This is a genomic window from Magnetospirillum molischianum DSM 120, from assembly GCF_000294655.1.
Lineage (GTDB): Bacteria > Pseudomonadota > Alphaproteobacteria > Rhodospirillales > Magnetospirillaceae > Phaeospirillum > Phaeospirillum molischianum.
Map to the genome: position 1 here is coordinate 1 of NZ_CAHP01000015.1, position 18,468 is coordinate 18,468.

Annotated in this window: 19 protein-coding genes; all 19 read right to left on the minus strand. The window is 58.7% G+C overall.

Annotated features, from left to right (window positions below):
* Nucleotides 1–26 precede the first annotated feature (26 nt).
* Nucleotides 27–1,114 (minus strand): IS3 family transposase gene (locus PHAMO_RS06225; RefSeq protein WP_155801585.1). Its coding sequence is split into 2 segments (ribosomal slippage): nucleotides 27–853 and nucleotides 853–1,114, totalling 1,089 coding nucleotides; the frame shifts between segments, so codons are not numbered across the junction.
* 150 nt (nucleotides 1,115–1,264) lie between these two features.
* The gene (gene gloA / locus PHAMO_RS06235; protein ID WP_002727530.1) at nucleotides 1,265–1,672 is read right to left on the minus strand and encodes a lactoylglutathione lyase; all 408 of its coding nucleotides are present in this window, start codon (nucleotides 1,670–1,672) and stop codon (nucleotides 1,265–1,267) included.
* A complete protein-coding gene (lpxB, locus tag PHAMO_RS06240; RefSeq protein WP_002727531.1) occupies nucleotides 1,669–2,844 on the minus strand; it encodes a lipid-A-disaccharide synthase in 1,176 nt (391 codons plus the stop codon). Before lpxB ends, gloA begins: the two co-directional genes overlap by 4 nt.
* Nucleotides 2,841–3,671, minus strand: coding sequence for an LpxI family protein (locus PHAMO_RS06245; protein WP_002727532.1), 831 nt, complete (start codon nucleotides 3,669–3,671; stop codon nucleotides 2,841–2,843). Before PHAMO_RS06245 ends, lpxB begins: the two co-directional genes overlap by 4 nt.
* Nucleotides 3,661–4,464, minus strand: a complete 804-nt coding sequence (lpxA, locus tag PHAMO_RS06250) for an acyl-ACP--UDP-N-acetylglucosamine O-acyltransferase (RefSeq protein ID WP_002727533.1) — start codon at nucleotides 4,462–4,464, stop codon at nucleotides 3,661–3,663. Before lpxA ends, PHAMO_RS06245 begins: the two co-directional genes overlap by 11 nt.
* The gene (gene fabZ / locus PHAMO_RS06255; protein ID WP_002727534.1) at nucleotides 4,464–4,928 is read right to left on the minus strand and encodes a 3-hydroxyacyl-ACP dehydratase FabZ; all 465 of its coding nucleotides are present in this window, start codon (nucleotides 4,926–4,928) and stop codon (nucleotides 4,464–4,466) included. The genes lpxA and fabZ overlap by 1 nt, the downstream gene beginning before the upstream one ends.
* A gap of 64 nt (nucleotides 4,929–4,992) precedes the next feature.
* Nucleotides 4,993–6,012, minus strand: a complete 1,020-nt coding sequence (gene lpxD / locus PHAMO_RS06260; RefSeq protein WP_002727535.1) for a UDP-3-O-(3-hydroxymyristoyl)glucosamine N-acyltransferase — start codon at nucleotides 6,010–6,012, stop codon at nucleotides 4,993–4,995.
* A 6-nt stretch (nucleotides 6,013–6,018) separates the two neighbouring features.
* Nucleotides 6,019–6,636, minus strand: a complete 618-nt coding sequence (locus PHAMO_RS06265; protein ID WP_051002385.1) for an OmpH family outer membrane protein — start codon at nucleotides 6,634–6,636, stop codon at nucleotides 6,019–6,021.
* Between the two features lie 96 nt (nucleotides 6,637–6,732).
* Nucleotides 6,733–9,000, minus strand: coding sequence for an outer membrane protein assembly factor BamA (bamA, locus tag PHAMO_RS06270; protein ID WP_002727538.1), 2,268 nt, complete (start codon nucleotides 8,998–9,000; stop codon nucleotides 6,733–6,735).
* A 43-nt stretch (nucleotides 9,001–9,043) separates the two neighbouring features.
* The gene (rseP, locus tag PHAMO_RS06275; protein ID WP_002727539.1) at nucleotides 9,044–10,201 is read right to left on the minus strand and encodes an RIP metalloprotease RseP; all 1,158 of its coding nucleotides are present in this window, start codon (nucleotides 10,199–10,201) and stop codon (nucleotides 9,044–9,046) included.
* A 16-nt stretch (nucleotides 10,202–10,217) separates the two neighbouring features.
* The gene (locus PHAMO_RS06280; protein ID WP_002727540.1) at nucleotides 10,218–11,378 is read right to left on the minus strand and encodes a 1-deoxy-D-xylulose-5-phosphate reductoisomerase; all 1,161 of its coding nucleotides are present in this window, start codon (nucleotides 11,376–11,378) and stop codon (nucleotides 10,218–10,220) included.
* Nucleotides 11,379–11,401: 23 nt separating this feature from the next.
* A complete protein-coding gene (locus PHAMO_RS06285; RefSeq protein ID WP_002727541.1) occupies nucleotides 11,402–12,190 on the minus strand; it encodes a phosphatidate cytidylyltransferase in 789 nt (262 codons plus the stop codon).
* Nucleotides 12,191–12,199: 9 nt separating this feature from the next.
* The gene (locus PHAMO_RS06290; protein WP_002727542.1) at nucleotides 12,200–12,931 is read right to left on the minus strand and encodes an isoprenyl transferase; all 732 of its coding nucleotides are present in this window, start codon (nucleotides 12,929–12,931) and stop codon (nucleotides 12,200–12,202) included.
* A gap of 6 nt (nucleotides 12,932–12,937) precedes the next feature.
* Nucleotides 12,938–13,510 carry a ribosome recycling factor gene (frr, locus tag PHAMO_RS06295; RefSeq protein WP_002727543.1) on the minus strand — a complete coding sequence of 191 codons (573 nt, stop codon included), beginning with the start codon at nucleotides 13,508–13,510 and terminating at the stop codon, nucleotides 12,938–12,940.
* A 15-nt stretch (nucleotides 13,511–13,525) separates the two neighbouring features.
* Nucleotides 13,526–14,248: a UMP kinase gene (pyrH, locus tag PHAMO_RS06300; RefSeq protein ID WP_002727544.1), complete on the minus strand. Its 723-nt coding sequence runs from the start codon at nucleotides 14,246–14,248 to the stop codon at nucleotides 13,526–13,528.
* Nucleotides 14,249–14,415: 167 nt separating this feature from the next.
* Entirely contained in the window at nucleotides 14,416–15,342 is a 927-nt protein-coding gene (gene tsf, locus PHAMO_RS06305; RefSeq protein WP_002727545.1) for a translation elongation factor Ts, read from the minus strand.
* Nucleotides 15,343–15,442: 100 nt separating this feature from the next.
* A complete protein-coding gene (gene rpsB, locus PHAMO_RS06310) occupies nucleotides 15,443–16,240 on the minus strand; it encodes a 30S ribosomal protein S2 (RefSeq protein ID WP_002727546.1) in 798 nt (265 codons plus the stop codon).
* A gap of 195 nt (nucleotides 16,241–16,435) precedes the next feature.
* Nucleotides 16,436–17,176 carry a penicillin-insensitive murein endopeptidase gene (gene mepA, locus PHAMO_RS06315; protein ID WP_155801586.1) on the minus strand — a complete coding sequence of 247 codons (741 nt, stop codon included), beginning with the start codon at nucleotides 17,174–17,176 and terminating at the stop codon, nucleotides 16,436–16,438.
* A gap of 83 nt (nucleotides 17,177–17,259) precedes the next feature.
* The gene (locus PHAMO_RS06320) at nucleotides 17,260–18,396 is read right to left on the minus strand and encodes an HD-GYP domain-containing protein (RefSeq protein WP_002727548.1); all 1,137 of its coding nucleotides are present in this window, start codon (nucleotides 18,394–18,396) and stop codon (nucleotides 17,260–17,262) included.
* Nucleotides 18,397–18,468: the final 72 nt, after the last annotated feature.

Below are 18,468 nucleotides of genomic sequence, written 5' to 3' on the forward strand. Positions count from 1 at the left end.
TTTTTAGCGGGGGTTGGACATAGAACTCAGGCGGCCAATTTCAGTTTCTGGGCGGGTGTGATGCCGCCGATGCCCATATTGGGGCGGTCGTTGTTGTAGGTCCAGAGCCATTCTGTCGCTTGATCCTGCACCTCCGCGATGGTTTCGAAGAGGAACTGGCCCAGCCATTCATGCCGGACCGTCCGGTTGTAACGCTCGACATAGGCGTTCTGCTGCGGCTTGCCGGGCTGGATGTGTTGGAGGCCGATGCCGCGCGTCTCGGCCCATTTCATCAGCGTGCCGCTGATATATTCGGGACCGTTGTCGACCCGAATTGTCGCTGGCTTGCCGCGCCATTCGATAATTTGGTTCAGCATCCGGACAACCCGTTCTGCGGGCAGCGAAAAATCGACTTCAATGCCGAGCCCCTCCCGATTGAAATCATCCAGCACGTTGAGAAGCCGGAAAGCCCTGCCATCCTCCAGACGATNCGCCATGAAATCCATCGACCAGACCTGGTTGGGGGCGTCTGGTACCACCAGTTCGTCGGGCTTGTCGCGTTTGAGCCGCTTCCGGGGCTTGATGCGCAGGTTCAGTTCCAACGCGCGATAAATCCGATAGACCCNTTTGTGGTTCCAGTCATGCCCCTGGATATTGCGCAGATACAGGAAGCAGAGGCCGAACCCCCAGGTCTTTCTGGCCTGGGTCAGCCCGATCAAAAGGTCGGCGATCTGCTCGTTCTCGTCGGAGAGCCTCGGGCTATAGCGATAGCACGTCTCGCTGAGCCCAAACGTCCGGCACGCCAACGCAATACTGATCCCTCGTCGCGCCACAGCTGTCTCGGCCATCTCCCGGCGCTGGGATGGCCGGGTTATTTTTTTCCGAGAGCCTCCTTCAGCAATTCGTTTTGCATGCTGAGCTCGGCGAACATCTTCTTCAGCCGCCGGTTCTCGTCCTCCAGCCCCTTCATCTCCGAGATCATCGAGGCGTCCATGCCGCCGTATTTCGCCCGCCATTTGTAGAACGTCGCGCTGCTCATCTGGTGCTCGCGGCACAGCGTCAGGACCGGGATACCCTCCTCCGCCTGACGCAGGATCCCCATGATCTGGGCGTCCGTGAACCGACTCTTCTTCATCCGAATCTCCTCGTTCGCAAAACCGAGAAAATTCTACGTCCGCATCCCCTTATTTCCAGGGGGGATTACCCCCGGACTTAAACCCGTCCGGGGGCGTCCTTGGTTTCGGAACGGGGAAACCATCCCCCCTCTCCACATTGCCACGCAAAGCTACGCCTGAATTAACTCGACGCGATATCCATCTGGATCCTCGACGAAAGCGATAACGGTGTTGCCATGCTTCATCGGTCCGGGGGGCCGAACGATTTTTGCACCGGCTTGCGACAGCGCTTCACAGGCTGCGTAAATATCCGGGACGCCCAGGGCAAGGTGCCCGAAACCTCCCCCCAACTCATATGAAGGGGTGTCCCAATTATAGGTTAACTCAACCACGGTCTGTTCGCTTTCGACGCCGTAGCCGACAAAAGCGAGAGTAAAGCGTCCCTCCGGGTAATCCTGACGGCGCAATAGCCGCATTCCCAACAGGTTAGTATAAAACGCAATCGAGCGGTCCAGATTGCCCACCCGGATCATGGTGTGCAGGAACCTCCATCCGGCGGTATCGGGAGATGCATTCATTGCCTGCCTCCGATGAAAGACAAAATTGTTTCGGCTGCGCGGGCGCTGGGACTGGTCTCACCTAATCCCAGGCGAGTCAGGGCCTCACGCGCTCCGATATGTTGCGCGTCAACCGCGTTCTGGTCATCCAACAGTTCGGCGACCGCTGCCGCCAGTCGTTCGGGGCGGCAATTGTCCTGTAACAATTCAGGCATCACAGAGCGCTCGGCCAGGATGTTGACCAGAGAGACGAATTTCAAGTCCAGGCCCATAAAACGGGTGGCGACGAAGGCTGAAACCGGCGAGACGCGATAGGCGATAACCGCAGGAACGTCAGCCATCGCCAGTTCCAGCGCGACCGTCCCAGAGGCCGCCAGGGCCGCCGAGGATGCGGCAAATGCATCAAAGCGTTCAGTCGCACCACGCAACACCATCGTCGGGAGTTTCCAGCCTGCTGCGGCTTGGATCACCTCTTCGGCGACAGTCTCGACTGTCGGCACAGCAACCACAAGATCGGGATAACGGATAGCAAGACGGTCCAGAGTGGCACCGAACACAGGCAACAGTCTCGACGTCTCTGACCGCCTACTGCCGGGCAGCAGACATAGTATCCGTTGGTCAGGAGACAGTCCATGACGGGCGCGGAATGCCATCCCATTCCCCTGCCCTGCTCCGCCTTCGATCACGGAATGACCGACATGGACAGAACGCAACCCTTCCTTCTCGAACCATGCCGGTTCATTCGGAAACAGGGTCAACAACAGATCAAGCACCTGAGCCAACGATCGCGTCCGGCCTTTCTTCCACGCCCATACCATCGGTGCGACGTAATGGATGCGTGGGACGCGTATGCCCCGCTCCTTTAATCCGCCATGGATTCTCCCGCAAAAACCCCAAGAATCGATCGTAACCAGGGCATCGGGCGATTTCGTTTCGATATCGGAAAGTGTCTGACGGATACGACGGAGGATACGGGGTAAGCGTGGCAGTACTTCAACCAAGCCCATCACCGACAGCTCGCCCATCGGAAACAGTGAAATCAGACCTTCGGCCTGCATTTCCTCGCCGCCGATACCGGCGAAGCGAACGTCTCCTTTGGTCTGCCGTTTCAGCGCCGCCATTAAGCGAGCACCTAACAGATCCCCTGAAGGCTCTCCGGCAATAAGATAAATCAGGGGGGCGTCAGACGTCATGACAGGGTGACTCCGACGACGAACACACCCAAACGACGCGCTTCTTCAGCGACTGCTTCCCGCCCCAAAACCAGGGCGCCATCCGCTTCGACCGCAATGCCGCGCACTCCGGCAGCGGCGGCAGCGGCAACCGTATTGGTGCCGATGGCAGGAAGATCGATGCGGCGATCCTGGCCGGGTTTCTTCAGCTTAACCAGAACGCCGCCGGTACCGTCACGAGCGAGGCGTCCGCAACGGTCAAGCAGCCGATCGGTTCCCTCGATCGCTTCGACACCAAGCACGATTCCCTGCTGCACCACAACGGCCTGCCCGACATCGACGGCTCCCAATGCACGAGCAACCTCAATCCCACGGGCGATATCCGCTTCGGCCTGCACGTCAGGGGCCGGTCCACCATACAAGCCGGGACTAGCCAGACAGGAGGATAGAACCTGATCGATCCCCACGACACGAAAGCCTTCGCTTTCCAGTTCCGCGACGACGGCACGAAGCAGGCCGTCGTCACCCAGAGCCTTCAATCCAATCCGGGCAAAGAAGCGGGCAGTGCGAAAATCCGGGGCCAATTCAGACAAAGACGGACGGCGCACCGGGCCGACCATTACAACCTCCTCCACCCCGGCACGGCGGAGGCTCTCGAAGCCGCTTCCTGCCTCGCCCAGACGAATCCAGTCCGTAGGCAGGCCTGCGGCAGAGATTACCGTTGGATCGGCATGACCGGACAGAGCGAGAAAATGAGCCGGCCGTCCCTCGGCACGGCACGCGGCGGCGATCAGTCCAGGAAGACAACCGCCGCCAGCGATAATGCCGAGCTTGTTCTTAGACGCCATCGCCGGTGAATTTCGGCGTACTGAGCGAACGGGAGGTATCCGAGCGGATGAATGCGACGATTTCCATCACCACCGCATTGCCCTGGAACTGGTCCTCGACATCGGACAACCGCTCCTGCAACGTCCCCTCGGGAGCAAACAGCAAGCGGTAGGCATTGCGCAAGGTGTGGATGTCGTCACGCGAAAAGCCGCGCCGCTTCAGACCGACGATATTGAGTCCATTGAGATGGGCCCGATTGCCGATCACCACGCCAAAGGGAATGACGTCCGCTTCGACTCCCGACATGCCGCCGATCATTGCGTGTTTGCCAATGCGGACGAACTGGTGAACCGCCGACAAGCCACCTAAAAACGCGTAATCGCCAACGGAAACATGCCCGGCCAGAGTCGCATTATTGGCCATGATGACATTGTTACCCAGAATACAGTCGTGAGCGACATGAGCGCTTGCCATAAACAGGCAATTATCACCCACCCGCGTCACCATTCCACCGCCTTCTGTGCCAGGATTCATCGTCACATGTTCACGGATCTGGTTATTGGCGCCGATCTCCAAAACTGAAGGTTCGCCCTTGTACTTCAAATCCTGCGGGCGATGACCGATCGAGGCGAACGGAAAAATACGCGTTCCAGAGCCGATCCGCGTCCGCCCCGCGACAGCGACATGCGACACCAGTTCGACGCCCTCTTCCAGGACAACATCAGGACCAACCATACAGAACGGACCGACCAAAGCCGAGGCAGCAATCTCGGCCTTGGAATCGACAACTGCGCTGGGATGAATTTGCGTCATTATTCGTCCAAAATCATGGCGGCATAAGTCGCTTCAGCAACCAGAACACCGGCAACCTTAGCTTCCGCGCGGAACTTCCACACATTGGCGCGGCTGCGTTCCTTGAAGACATGGATCATCAACTGATCACCGGGACCAACCGGCTTACGGAACCGGCAGGTATCGACGCTCATAAAATAGACCAGTTTCCCCTCGGCCGACGGCCCCAGCGTCTCGACCACTAGGACGGCGGCAGTTTGCGCCATCGCCTCGACGATCAGAACGCCCGGAAACACAGGACGCGAAGGAAAATGACCCTGGAAAAACGGTTCATTAATGGTGACGTTCTTGATGCCGACGGCGCTTTCGTTGGCGACGACATCAATTACCCGATCCACCATAAGAAACGGGTAGCGATGTGGGATCATCTGAATGATCCGGTTGATGTCGATGACCTTGCCCCGGTCGGTAACGGTGGTGTCCATATCGATCCCTGCCCTCTTTCTAACCTTCCCTGGCCGGCAACAGAGCCGGCAACTGAACCATATATTATCCCTTGCGCCGAACCATCCGGCTCAACAAAGCCGACGTGCGCAGCCAGTCCGCCATCGATACCGCCGGCGATCCTCCAACTGTCTCACCGGGACCGATATCGCGCATCACCCCGGATTGAGCCGCAATGCGGGCTCCCGTTCCGATGTGCAGATGCCCCGTCAGTCCGGCCTGCCCCCCAGCGGCAACGAAATCACCGAGACGGGTCGATCCAGAAACGCCAACCTGCGCGACCAGGACGCATCCACGGCCTAGATGGACGTTGTGCCCAATCTGAACGAGGTTGTCTATCATGCAGCCATCACCGATCACCGTATCGGGACCGGCACCGCGATCGATCGTGGCATTGGCACCGATTTCAACCCCGTCGCCAATCACGACGCGCCCTAATTGCGGCACTTTAAGGTGCCCCTGAGGACTCATCGCAAAGCCGAATCCATCTTGCCCGATCCGCGCACCGGGATAAATCGCGACCCGGCGTCCCAGGAGGGCATGAGTAACCGTGGCTCCGGCACCGATCGAGCAATCATCACCGACAACAACACCGTCACCGATCACAGCATTGGCACCGATGCGGCAGCGACAACCGATCTCGGCCCGAGCGCCGATCACGGCTCCTGGTTCAATCCGGCATCCTTCGCCAACCGACGCAGAAGGATCGACCCAGGCGGTGGGAGCTTGCCATGGTTCAGGCGGCCGCACCGGATAGAATGCCTGCGCGATACGCGCATAGGCCCGATAGGGATCGTCGGCAACCAGCAGCGCCATTCCCTTCGGGGCCTTGTCCGCCATTGCCGGGGCGACGACGCAAAGGCCAGCCCGGCTCGCCTGGAACGCCTCGATATATTTTCGATTATCGAGAAAGGAAACGTGTTCTGGACCAGCAACATCCAGCGGTGCGACATCAACGAAAACGGCTGTTGAGTTAGCTTCGCCGTGCCGAGCCGCGTCGGCGATTCCGGCCAGAGCCTCAAGGGTAAACGGCCCTGCTGCAGTGAAGAAACGCGAATCGGCCATGGCTTTCTACTTTCTACCCGGTTTGGCTGGCGGCGAATCCTCGACCACCGGCACAGGAAAGGTAATATTCGGCAACCGACGGTTAACCCGCTCGATCACGAGGCTTGTGACATCCATGCTGGGCTCGTGCAACACGACCTGCTGTTTCGGGAGAACCAAAGTCGCTCCCATCTCGCCCGCTATTTCCCCGGTGATACCAAGGATAACATTCATCAGTTCGGTGACGGCATTGTCAGTCGATTTCTCCAACGCTCGAACCGCCATCTGGGTCCGTCGCTGAAAGGCGACAACCTGCTGCTCCAGATCCTTGACCTTCTGGTCATAGGCTTCCTGTGACATCGTCCCCTTCTGTCGGGCCAGATCCTGATCGCTGACCTGAAGACGCTGTCGTGCCGAATTAAAATCGTTCTGAAAACTCTGCTGGTAATGGTCGCGTTGGCTTATCAGAGCCTTGCCGGCTAGAGATTCACGCTGGGCCTGTTGGACATCGACGATAATGATGGTGGCAGGAACAGCGGCTCGCTTCGCTGCCGGGGTGTCTGCGGCGGTTGCAACCGAGGCCATCATTAATGCTGCTGCCAACCCACAGCCAGCCCAGCGTCCTGCGCCGCCAACTGCGGACATAAAACACATTATACCCCTGCTCATACCCATCCGTATCAAACCCCTTATCGAGATCCCCGCCCCATTCCATCATTCCGGGGCGGGCTTCCCCCAGGGTTAGAATTTGGTGCCGAAATTGAATTTCAGCAATTCGGTCTTATCGTAGCTCTCTTTCATTAGCGGGACACCTATATCAAGAGAGACCGGTCCCATTGGAGACTTCCACGAAACACCGACACCGGAGGACAGACGCAACGAGCTGCCTTGGCGCACCCCGGTCGAATCTTTAATATCTGACGGACCGACGGTCCCTGCATCGGTGAAGACCTGACCGGAAACACCGAATTCATCGGGTAAGCCGATGGGGAAGCGAACCTGTGCCGACCCCGTAAGCATCCAGATGCCACCCAGGGAATCTTCTGTAGCGATATCGCGGGGGCCAACACCGGCACTTTCGAAACCGCGCAGACTGTCGCCGCCGACGAAGAACCGATCGGTAATGCGCACCCGTTCGCCCAAGCCGACGATATATCCGTTGTTCGTCGTTAGGCCCAGGACCACCTGATCATCCAGGGTGTAGTACTGACCGCCGGACAATGTTCCGCGGACAAAATGAATATCGCCGCCTAAACCCGCGCCTTCCGCCGCGACCCGCACGAAATAGCCCTCACCAGGTTCAATACGGCTATCGCGCTTGTCATAGGTCAGTCCGGTTGTCACCGAAGAGGTGACTCGCGACCCCACCTGATCGAGAATATATCTTGATGTAGTGGTGACGTTGGAAACCTTGTCCTGTTTCAGGGTGTATTTCCAATCCTGCCGCAAAGAATCGGAAATCTGATAGCCGAGGCGCAGGCTGCCGCCGATAGTCTCTGAATCGTAGGAGCTGTAATTACTAAGGTCGCGATTAATGGCGAAGGCATCGAAGCCAGCCGCAATTTCGCGCTCTAGGAAATAAGGCTCGGTGAAGGAAAAATTGATCTGAGTGCGCTTGCTCGCCAGCATTGACGACAGGGTGACGTCCTGTCCTCGGCCGAGAAGGTTACGCTCACGGATCGACGCTTCGATCATCGGGCCGATCTGACTCGACCACCCTACCCCGAAGCTCAATTCGCCGGTCGATTTTTCCTGAACCTCAACCTTGATCACTGTGCGATCTGGAGCCGTTTCGGACGGCACGTTCGTGACTTCGGCCTTCTCGAAGAAGTTAAGATCTTTAAGACGTTGACGCGAACGCCGCAGCTTCGCCGTGTTGAAGGCATCGCCTTCAACTAGCCTGAACTCGCGCCGAATCACTTTGTCGAGGGTCCGGACGTTCCCGGTGATGTCAATCCGTTCGACGAAGACCCGAGGCCCTTCCTGGATGTCATAAGTGACATCAATGACTTTGGTCTCGCGGTTGCGGTTGACCTGGGGGCGAATGTCAACGAAAGCGTAGCCCTTGGTTCCAACCGCGTCGGTTAGCTTCTGGACGATATCCTCGACCTGATCGGCGTTGTACCAGTCACCTTCACGGCTGACGACAATCGGCTGAAGCTCTTCGGGCTTAAGATCGCGCAACCCGGCGTTGATCGTTGACTTACCGAACGTATATCGCTCGCCCTCTTCGATCGTGTAGGTGATAAAGAAACCCTCACGATTAGGCGTCAGTTCAGCAATTGCCGATGCTACCCGGAAATCGGCAAAACCGTGCTTCAGATAAAATCGCCGTAGCAACTCACGATCGTAAGTGACACGATCAGGATCATAAGTGTCGTCGGTAGTAAGGAAGCGGTACCAGCGTTCTTCCTTTGTTTGAAGGGTCTCGCGCAGCTTAGTCTCGTCATAGCGGCGATTGCCAACAAAGGAAATACGGCGAACATAGGTGGGATCACCCTCGGCGATCTCGTAAACGAGATCGACGCGGTTTTGCTCAAGCTGAATGATCTTAGGTTCGACTGTCGCGGCAAACCGACCGTTACGGCGATACAAATCAAGGATGCGCTTTACGTCCGCTTGAACCTTGGAGCGGGTGTAGACAGTCCGCGGCTTTAACTGCGCTTCGGAGGAAAGCTGTTCTTCCTTGATCTTACGGTTTCCCTCAAAGGCAATTCTGTTGATGATCGGGTTTTCCACGACCCGCACCACCAACTGATCGCCTTCGCGCCGGATCGCTACGTCTGCGAACAACCCCGTATTGAACAAAGCCTTCAAGGAACGGTTGACCCGTTCCGTATCGAACATATCCCCGTCCGAGATCGTCATATAGGATTTGACGGTTTCGGCCTCGATTCTCTGGGTTCCCTGAACCACGACGGAACGCACACGCGTCCCATCGTCGGCCCATGCGGGGTTCGTGGCAGCCAGAAGTCCCGCTGCCAGACCGGTCCACTGCAAGAATCGCATCGGGTTCCCCCTCGTCAGCCCAGTGTACCGACCCGGCCCCGGGTCACGAGAACAAACGCAAAACAGCATCCCAGACCGGCAGGGCCACGATGTCGTTCCGAGTCGCGAAGACCATTAACGCCAATACCAGAAACAACCCGATTCGAAAACCAAATTCTTGTGCCTTTTCTCCCAGAGGGCGGCCAAGGATCGCTTCGAAGGCATAAAAGAGAAGGTGTCCGCCATCGAGGACTGGGATTGGGAAAAGATTGATTAACCCCAGATTCAGCGACAGAAGGATCGTGTAATAGATAACACTGCTGATCCCAAGCTGTGCCGCTTCACCCGCGCCCTTGGCGATACGGATCGGCCCACCCAATTCATCTGAATTGCGGGTTCCGCTAATCATCTGACCGATGCCGACAAAGGTCGAACGAATCATGCTCCCTGTTTCGGCCAGAGACTCGCCCAAAGCCGAGACTGGGCCGTGATGGATGATCCGGGTGCTGGTCGGATCGGCTGCAACACCGAGAACAGGCACCTTCTCCATATCGCCGAACAGGCTCTTGCGGGTGTCGATCCTCGGCTGCGCCTGAATTGTGAAGGTTTCTTCGCCACGCTTAATCGTCATCGCCAGCGGGCGGTCAATCTCAAGACGAACGACTCTCTGGATGTCCTGGAAGCGCTCGACCGAACGACCGTTGATCGCAAGGATACGATCGCCAGCTTTCAGCCCCACCTCTTCGGCTGCAGTACCGGGATAGATACCGCCGATCACCGGCTCGGTCACCGGCTGCCCCAAGACCATGAACAACCCGGCCAAGCCCAAAATGGCGAAAATGAAATTCGCAGCCGGACCGGCAACGACGATCGCAGCACGTTGTCCGACCCGTTTGTGCTGGAACGACCAGGATTTTTCCTCGTCGCTCATCGGCTGGTCGCTTTGAGTCGCTGACGCTGCGTCAGCATCGCCGTAAAACTTAACGTATCCGCCGAGTGGGATCAGGGCAATCCGCCAGCGCGTCCCGGTCTTGCTGGTCCGTCCCCACACTTCCGGACCAAAACCGATTGAGAACACCTCGACCTTGACGCCATTGGCGCGGGCGATGAGGAAGTGCCCGAGTTCGTGGACGAACACAACCACAGTGATGATGACCAAGAAGATCACCACGTAGTACCACACGCCGTGAAGGACGTTGGAGAGCAGAAGAGACAGGTCCATGGGACTCCGAAACCAGCTAAAGGCGCCCGATCACCGACTCGGCAAAGCGCCGCGCCACCTGATCCTGGGCCAGAACGTCGTCGATCGAAAGGAGTTCGCGGTGATTGACGCCCTCAATCGTGCGTTCAACCACACGGGCGATGTCAAGGAAACCGATCTTGCGTGCCAGGAAGGCAGCCACGGAAACTTCGTTGGCCGCATTCAATACCGCCGCAACCGAGCCTCCGGCGCGCAATGCCTCGCGGGCAAGACGCAGTGACGGGAACAGAGTCTCGTTCGGGGCTTCGAAGATCAAAGTGCCGATCGCCGCCAGATCAAGACGCGGCACCGGAGCCGGAATCCGGTTGGGCCAGCCCAACGCATAGGCAATCGGCGTCCGCATATCGGGCGAACCCAACTGCGCCAGAACGGAACCGTCGGTGTAAGCGACCAGAGAATGAATCACCGATTGCGGATGAACGACAATATCGATCTTCTCTTCAGGCATATTGAAGAGGTGATACGCTTCGATCAGTTCCAGCCCTTTATTGAACATGCTGGCGGAATCGACCGATATCTTTGCACCCATCGACCAGTTGGGATGGGCAACGGCCTGTTCCGGCGTAACAGAAGACATGAACTCGCGACTTTTGCCGCGGAATGGCCCACCCGAAGCGGTCAGAATAATCTTCTCGACCTGATCGTGCTGGTTAACGTCCAGTACCTGGAAAATCGCTGAATGCTCTGAATCGACCGGCAACAGGGTGGCGCCATGGGTCTTGACTTCGGCCATCATCAACTGACCGGCACAGACCAGGACTTCCTTGTTGGCCAAGCCGACAGTGGCACCCCGACGAATCGCCCGCAGGGTTGGTGCCAAACCGGCCGCGCCCACGATCGAAGCCATGACCCAATCCGCCGGAAGATCGGCAGCATCTGCAACGGCAGCGGCACCGGCCGCAACCTCAATGCCGGTACCGGCCAAAGCTTCCTTTAGCGCCGGATAAGCGGATTCGTCGGCGACGACAGCCAAACGGGCATTCAGACGTCTTGCCTGGTCCGCAAGGGTATCGACGCGGGAATTAGCCACCAGCGCCTCAACCCGATAGAGGTCGGGGCTGGCCTCTACCAATTCTACGGTATTACAGCCGATCGAACCGGTCGAGCCGAGAATCGTAATCCCACGCCTTGCGCTCATAACCCCCCCACTCACTTTTCAACTTACTGCCAGATCAAGACCGCTTTGCCGGTAACAAGAGTCAAAGCAGCCACTGTGATCGCCGCAGACAAAAGACCATCGACGCGATCGAGAACCCCGCCATGGCCCGGAATGATATTGCTTGAATCTTTAACGCCCCACCGCCGCTTGACCCAAGATTCCAAAAGATCGCCCGCTTGGGCCACGACAGCCAGTATTGCGCTCGCGAAGGCAACCCAGATAACACCGGAAAGCTGCTCCGCAACGGCGACACCGATACCAACCAACGCAGCGCACAGCATGCCGCCCAGTAGACCGGCCCAGGTCTTTTTCGGGCTGACCCGAGGCATCAATAGCGGACCACCAATCAGACGGCCGAACGCATAGGCACCGATATCGGTTGCCCAAACCACTAGCAAAAGCCACCAGACCGTTGCCGCACCGTGGTCGGGAGCGCCGCGAAGCCAGACCAACGCCAACGACGGCAGGCCGATATAAAGGGCACCCAGCCCCGACCATGCGCGACGGCCCGGAACCGGACAAACCAGCAGGACCGATACCAGCACTGCCCCTCCGACGGCGTAAAGAGCCATCTCCGGGGCACTGACTGCCAGCAAGGAGGCCGCGAAGCACAGGAGTGCGGCAGCCCGTGCGGCATAGCCAAAACCACCGCAGGCAATGCGGTGCCACTCCCAACACATCAATGCTGCCGCAATGGCGACCATTAAGGCAAAGGGATAACCGCCGTACCAAGCGGCAAGCAGAGCTGGCGGAGCCAAGGCCAGGGCAGACAGGGCACGTGTTTTTAGCACTTGAACGACTTACCTCGCCCCGCCGAAGCGGCGGTCGCGACGATGGAAGTCGCGCAAGGCGGTTTCCAACTCGGCACGACCGAAATCCGGCCACAGGGTCTCAATGAACACCAATTCGGCGTAAGCGCCCTGCCAGAGCAGGAAGTTACTGATCCGTTTCTCGCCGCTGGTGCGGATGATCAGGTCGGGATCGGGGATGCCCGAGGTGAAGAGATGAGAGCCGACAACCGTTTCATCAACGATGTCTGGAGAAAGCTCGCCCGAGGCGACAGACCGTGCGACCGAGCGCATCGCCTCGACAATCTCCTGACGGCCACCGTAGGAAAGAGCCAGAACCAACGTCAAAGCGACATTCGATTCTGTCCGCGACTCGGCTTCCTCGATCAAACGGACGATATCGGGACCGAGCCGCGAGCGTTCGCCGATCACTTTGAGGCGGATACCGTTTTTATGCAGATTGGCAATCTCGTTGCGCAGATAAAGACGCAACAACCCCATCAGATCGGCGATTTCGCTCGCCGGACGTTTCCAGTTCTCGGAAGAAAATCCGTACAACGTCAGATAGGAAACCCCCATCTCCCGCGCAGCCTCAACCGTTCGGCGAACCGATTCGGCGCCGCGCTTGTGCCCAGCGGTGCGAGGCAAGCCCCGCGAGCGCGCCCAGCGGCCATTGCCGTCCATGATAATGGCGACATGGACAGGAGGCGGAGGCAACTCGGCAGCTTGGGGCGAGGATTCCATATCTGATTAGACCTGAATAATCTCTTTTTCCTTGCTCGTCAGTAGGTCGTCTATTTTCTTGATTGTCTCGTCAGTGACAACCTGGATTTCCTTCTCGTGCTTCTTAATTTCATCTTCAGAGAGATGGCCATCTTTTTCCATCTTCTTCAGTGAGTCCATCCCATCACGACGGACGTTGCGAACGGAAATGCGAGCTGCCTCGGCATATTTGCCGGCGACCTTTTGCAATTCCTTGCGACGCTCTTCGTTCAACGGCGGAATCGGCACGCGGATCAACTGCCCGTCGGCCTGGGGATTAAGACCGAGGCCAGCATTAGCGATCGCCTTCTCAACGGCCTTGACCTGCCCCTTGTCCCACACCTGCACGGTCAGCATCCGGGGCTCGGGCACGCCGACGGTCCCACATTGCGACAACGGCATGGTCTGGCCGTAGGCCTCGACCACGACAGGATCAAGCAGATTGGTCGAGGCACGACCGGAACGCAGGCCGGAAAAGTCCTTCTTAAGAACCTCGACGGCACTGTCCATGCGCCGAACGATATCCTTCCTGAGATCGCTCCAGGTGGTCGAAACAGACACGATCGAACCCCTTTTCTAATCGTTCGCGATAGTTGTGAAAAGCCCGCAACCCGAAACCACCTGGGCGAAAGCGCCCGGACGGTGCAGGTCGAACACGACGATGGGCATCCGGTTCTCGCGACAGAGTGCGATTGCTGAAGTGTCCATCACCGCCAGATCACGGGCCAGAACCTCATTGAAGGTCAGGCGATCATAACGAACCGCATCCTTAACCTTCTTTGGGTCGGCGGAATAAACGCCATCAACCTGAGTGGCCTTGAGCAGGGCATCACAGCCCATCTCGACCCCGCGCAGGGCGGCAGCGGTATCGGTGGTAAAAAATGGATTGCCGGTACCGGCGGCAAATATCACCACCCGCCCCTTTTCCAGGTGGCGGATAGCTCTTCGGCGAATGAACGATTCACAGACGGTCGGCATCACGATCGCCGACTGAACCCGTGTTTCAACCCCGTTTTTCTCCAGGGAGTTTTGCAGCGACAGAGCGTTGATCACCGTCGCCAGCATGCCGACATTATCGGCCGCAGCTCGTTCCATTCCCGTCGAAGCGCCAGAGACGCCGCGAAAGATGTTACCTCCACCGATAACCACGCAGACCTCGACGCCGAGATCGCGGACCGATCGGATTTCACCTGCGACGCGATCGAGGGTGACGGGATCAAGCCCGTACTCCTTGGCCCCCATCAGGCCTTCGCCGGAAATTTTGAGAAGAACGCGTCGGTACTGAGCGTTGCTGGCCATAGGCTCCCTTTGGGGCTTGGTGGCTCAAAGGCCGGGAAGCGCGGTCGGCGATTATGCATTTAGACCGAGCGGCGGCGATCATACACTATTCCGCCAACCTGTCGCGCCTGTTGTCGCGGACGGGACCGCCCCCTATAGAGAGCGGTCCTTATGTCCGAATCTGAGCGTCAGCGCCCGAGCTGGGCGGCGACTTCGGCGGCGAAGTCGGTTTGCTCTTTCTCGATACCCTCGCCGAGAGCGAAGCGGGCAAAACCGGCCAGACGGATCGGTGCGCCGAACTCCTTGCCCTTGACTTCGAGCAGCTTGGAGATCTTGTTCTCCTGGTCGATCACGAAGATCTGCTCGGTCAGGCAGACTTCTTCGTAGTACTTACGGATCCGGCCTTCGACCATCTTTTCGATGACATTGGCGGGCTTGCCAGACGCCTGAGCCTGTTCGGTCAGAACGCTCCGCTCGCGATCCAGCGCCGAAGTATCAACCGAGGTCGGGTCAAGGAACTGCGGGTTGGCAGCGGCAACGTGCATCGCCAACTGACGGCCCAGTTCGAGCAGGCGGGTCTTGTCGCCAGTCGATTCCAGCGCGACCAGACAGCCGATTTTGCCAAGGCCCGGCGCAACGGCAGTATGGACGTAGGATGCGACAACGCCATCGGTCACTTCGAGGCGCACCGAACGGCGCAACGACATGTTTTCACCAATGGTGGCAATCAGAGCCGTCAGCTGGTCGCCAACGTTCTTATCCGAGCCGGGGAACGCTGCAACGCGAACCGCATCAATGTCGCCATCCTGGGTCAAGGCCACCTGGGCGACAGCGGACACGAAGCCCTGGAACTGATCGTTGCGGGCGACGAAATCGGTCTCGGCATTGACTTCGACGACAACACCCTTGGTCCCTTCGGCGGCGACGCCAACCAGACCTTCGGCGGCAACGCGGCCAGCCTTCTTGGCGGCAGCGGCCAGACCCTTCTTGCGCAGCCAGTCGATGGCAGCCTCAAGGTCGCCGGCGGCTTCATTCAGCGCCTTCTTGCAATCCATCATGCCGGCGCCAGTCTTCTCGCGGAGCTCCTTGACGAGCGAAGCGGTAATCTCGGCCATGGGGTAATCCTCTCTCGGCGTTTTCTTTCGTGGGGGCTTGGTGAGATCAAACGAATGGCGGCGACCGCAAGCCGCCGCCATTCGGACACGACAGAACCGATCAGACCGGCTGAGCGGCGCCCTCGGCGGCGGAAGCCGCCTCGATCTCGGGGATCTGCTCAACCGGAGCCTCGGCGCTGGCGCCCAAGTCGCCACCGCCACGGGTGATTTCAGCCTGGATACCGTCCAGAACCGCACCCGACATCAGGTCGCAATAGGTCTGGATGGCGCGGATGGCGTCATCGTTACCGGGGATCGGGAAGCTGATGCCTTGCGGATCGCTGTTCGAATCGATCACAGCCACCACCGGGATGCCCAACTTGTTAGCTTCCTGGACGGCCAGGGCTTCTTTGTTGGTGTCGATGATGAACAGGATGTCGGGCAGACCGCCCATTTCCTTGATACCACCCAAAGCGCGTTCAAGCTTATCGCGCTCGCGGGTCAGGTTCAGCTGCTCTTTCTTGGTCAGGCCGGACAAGGCACCGGTGCTGAGCTGCTCGTCGAGTTCACGCAGGCGACGGATCGACTGGGAGATCGTCTTCCAGTTGGTCAGCATGCCGCCGAGCCAGCGATGGTTGACGAAGTACTGACCGCAACGACGGGCGCTCTCGGCGACGATCTCGGACGCCTGACGCTTGGTGCCGACGAACAGAACGCGGCCACCGGCTGCGGTCACGTCGCGAACGGCCTGCATGCCGCGATGCAGCATCGGAACCGACTGCTGGAGATCAATGATATGAATCCCGTTGCGAACCCCGAACAGATACGGGGCCATCTTCGGATTCCAGCGACGGGTGTTGTGACCGAAGTGGACACCAGCCTCGACGAGCTGGCGCATGGTGAACGTGGGAAGAGCCATCGGAAAGTCCTTTGCTTCTCCGGTTGAACCTCCGCGGGCGTCGCCGGGGAACCCCCGGCACCGGAGCGAACGGACGGCATAAGAATGCCGCCGCCGCGAACCCGCGTGCGGATTGATGCGCCGGTTGATACCGCCTTGGGCCGTCTTTTGCAAGCGGCCTCGCGGGAAATTCAGGCTACATCGAAAAATAAGGGGCTAATCGCGGAGCAGGTCGGTACACGCGGCCGGTAACGGCTTAACCTGACGGTGTGGTTTTTCTCGCGGAATATCCAGCGGCTGGGCCAGCCAAGACTCAAGTTCGGCTCCGCACCCGTCGCCCTCGGGGATCGAAGCCTGCGGCTCGCATAAAGCCGACTCGGGCGGACAGGCCAAACGAGCGTGAAAATGCTCGTCATGCCCCCACCATGGCCGCAGCTTTACCAGCCACCCTCGCCGCTCCGGCGCAACCGAGCGGCATAAAGCGAGTTTGATCGCCGGATTGACGAAGATTCGGTCAATGTCGGGTGAGGTCGCTGCCAACTCAAGCAGGCGGGCCTGTGTCGAACTCCAACGGGTGGAATCGATCCGACCATTGCGCACCATCGACACGGGATGTGGCCGGGCCAGCTCGGCAGGGCTGAGTGGCTGCGAGGGCTGCCGGAACCAGATATCGACATCGAGTCCGTTCTGGTGGCTGGCGTGACCAAATGGCAACGGGCCGCCTCGGGGTTGGGCCATGTCGCCGATCAGCAAAAGGGGCAGACCTTCGGACTGGACGGTGGCTGCGAGGGTGCTGACAAAAGCAACAGTCCGAGGATGCCCCCAGGCGCGATTGCGTTCAGGCCGCAGCACCTGATAGCCCTCCCCTGCTAACGGCAAGGTAGCGGCTCCACGCAGACATCCCGCAGCAGCCGATCCGATCGCCTCGCTGGGGCCGACTGCGGGCTGACGAAGCATGGACCAGGGCGTCCCATCAGCGGCAGCACCCGCGCCTCCCCCCAGAACCAAAACGGTTAACAGCAATATTGTCGTGAAGGGACTCACCCTACCCCCGTTTCGGCAAAGAGAACCTGGATATCGAGGATTTCCGGCATACTCTTGACCAGAGCGGCGACACAGGCACCATCAAGCTTGTTGTTCGCGACATCGGCGTGCAACGCGGCTATCGCATCGGCATTGTTCCATGCCGATTTGTAGGGGCGACGCGACGTGAGCGCATCGAACACATCAGCGACGGCAACAATCCGGGCCTCAAGCGGGATATCCGCTCCTTTCAGCCCGCGCGGATAACCACTGCCATCTATCTTCTCGTGATGGCAGGCGACGATCTGGCGCAGCATCTGGAGATGAGCCGTAGAGATGAATCCAAAATCGCCCACGGCTAAATCGACAATTTCGACGCCACGGATGACATGGCCCTGCATCACGGCGAATTCTTCCGGGGTCAACGGTCCCGGCTTCAGCAAGATGTGGTCAGGCACTGAAATCTTGCCGACGTCGTGAACGGGAGCAAACTGGAAAAGATATTCAACGAACTCGTCGCTAAACCCTAGCGGGCCAGCCAGCTTTAATCCGATTGCACGGGAATAGCGCGCCATTCGGGCAAGGTGGCAACCCGTCTCGCCGTCACGTACCGCTGAAATTTGCAGTAACACCTTCACCGTCGATTGCATGCTGTGCAGAGCATCAAGCTCACGCAACACCATCTGCGCAATCAGGTCGCCATAGGGCTTAAGGCGACGCACCACTTTCGGGGCAAAAAAGCCGGGAACCACACCATTCAAAAAAAGGAAACCGCGCAGCCCTTCCCGTCCGCTGATCGGCACGGTATAGCTGGAGTAGTATCCGAACGAAACCAACCGCGCCGCATATTCATGCCCAGTGCGGGCGACCGCCTCCAGATCATTCAGAATTCGGGTGCCGCCCGTCCGGGCAAGTTCGACCAAGCTGGGCAGAGCCGAGAGAGGTGCCGTGGCATGGTCAAGAGGACTCTCTCCATCACTGGAATGGATAAAGGTTTTTAGCAGATCAGTCCGAGGATCGTAGAGAGCGACAGCAATACGGCCGAGGTGAGCTAGCTCGGCCTCGCTCCTGATTTCTTCGTGAAGAGCGCCAATCTGAGCGGCCAGCCCCTGATGGAACGGCACAGATCCTTCGGCTTTCGCTAAAGACGTCACAATCTCCACCCAGAAAAACAAAATGGACGATAAAATTACGCTTAAGATAGCCTATCCATTTTCCCAGGAACA

What these genes read in the sequence shown, in the direction of transcription:
- gloA (WP_002727530.1), bottom strand. Translation starts at nt 1,672, where the DNA reads ATGAATGCATCTCCCGATACCGCCGGATGGAGGTTCCTGCACACCATG.
- lpxB (WP_002727531.1), bottom strand. Translation starts at nt 2,844, where the DNA reads ATGACGTCTGACGCCCCCCTGATTTATCTTATTGCCGGAGAGCCTTCA.
- PHAMO_RS06245 (WP_002727532.1), bottom strand. Translation starts at nt 3,671, where the DNA reads ATGGCGTCTAAGAACAAGCTCGGCATTATCGCTGGCGGCGGTTGTCTT.
- lpxA (WP_002727533.1), bottom strand. Translation starts at nt 4,464, where the DNA reads ATGACGCAAATTCATCCCAGCGCAGTTGTCGATTCCAAGGCCGAGATT.
- fabZ (WP_002727534.1), bottom strand. Translation starts at nt 4,928, where the DNA reads ATGGACACCACCGTTACCGACCGGGGCAAGGTCATCGACATCAACCGG.
- lpxD (WP_002727535.1), bottom strand. Translation starts at nt 6,012, where the DNA reads ATGGCCGATTCGCGTTTCTTCACTGCAGCAGGGCCGTTTACCCTTGAG.
- PHAMO_RS06265 (WP_051002385.1), bottom strand. Translation starts at nt 6,636, where the DNA reads ATGTCCGCAGTTGGCGGCGCAGGACGCTGGGCTGGCTGTGGGTTGGCA.
- bamA (WP_002727538.1), bottom strand. Translation starts at nt 9,000, where the DNA reads ATGCGATTCTTGCAGTGGACCGGTCTGGCAGCGGGACTTCTGGCTGCC.
- rseP (WP_002727539.1), bottom strand. Translation starts at nt 10,201, where the DNA reads ATGGACCTGTCTCTTCTGCTCTCCAACGTCCTTCACGGCGTGTGGTAC.
- PHAMO_RS06280 (WP_002727540.1), bottom strand. Translation starts at nt 11,378, where the DNA reads ATGAGCGCAAGGCGTGGGATTACGATTCTCGGCTCGACCGGTTCGATC.
- PHAMO_RS06290 (WP_002727542.1), bottom strand. Translation starts at nt 12,931, where the DNA reads ATGGAATCCTCGCCCCAAGCTGCCGAGTTGCCTCCGCCTCCTGTCCAT.
- pyrH (WP_002727544.1), bottom strand. Translation starts at nt 14,248, where the DNA reads ATGGCCAGCAACGCTCAGTACCGACGCGTTCTTCTCAAAATTTCCGGC.
- tsf (WP_002727545.1), bottom strand. Translation starts at nt 15,342, where the DNA reads ATGGCCGAGATTACCGCTTCGCTCGTCAAGGAGCTCCGCGAGAAGACT.
- rpsB (WP_002727546.1), bottom strand. Translation starts at nt 16,240, where the DNA reads ATGGCTCTTCCCACGTTCACCATGCGCCAGCTCGTCGAGGCTGGTGTC.
- mepA (WP_155801586.1), bottom strand. Translation starts at nt 17,176, where the DNA reads ATGCTTCGTCAGCCCGCAGTCGGCCCCAGCGAGGCGATCGGATCGGCT.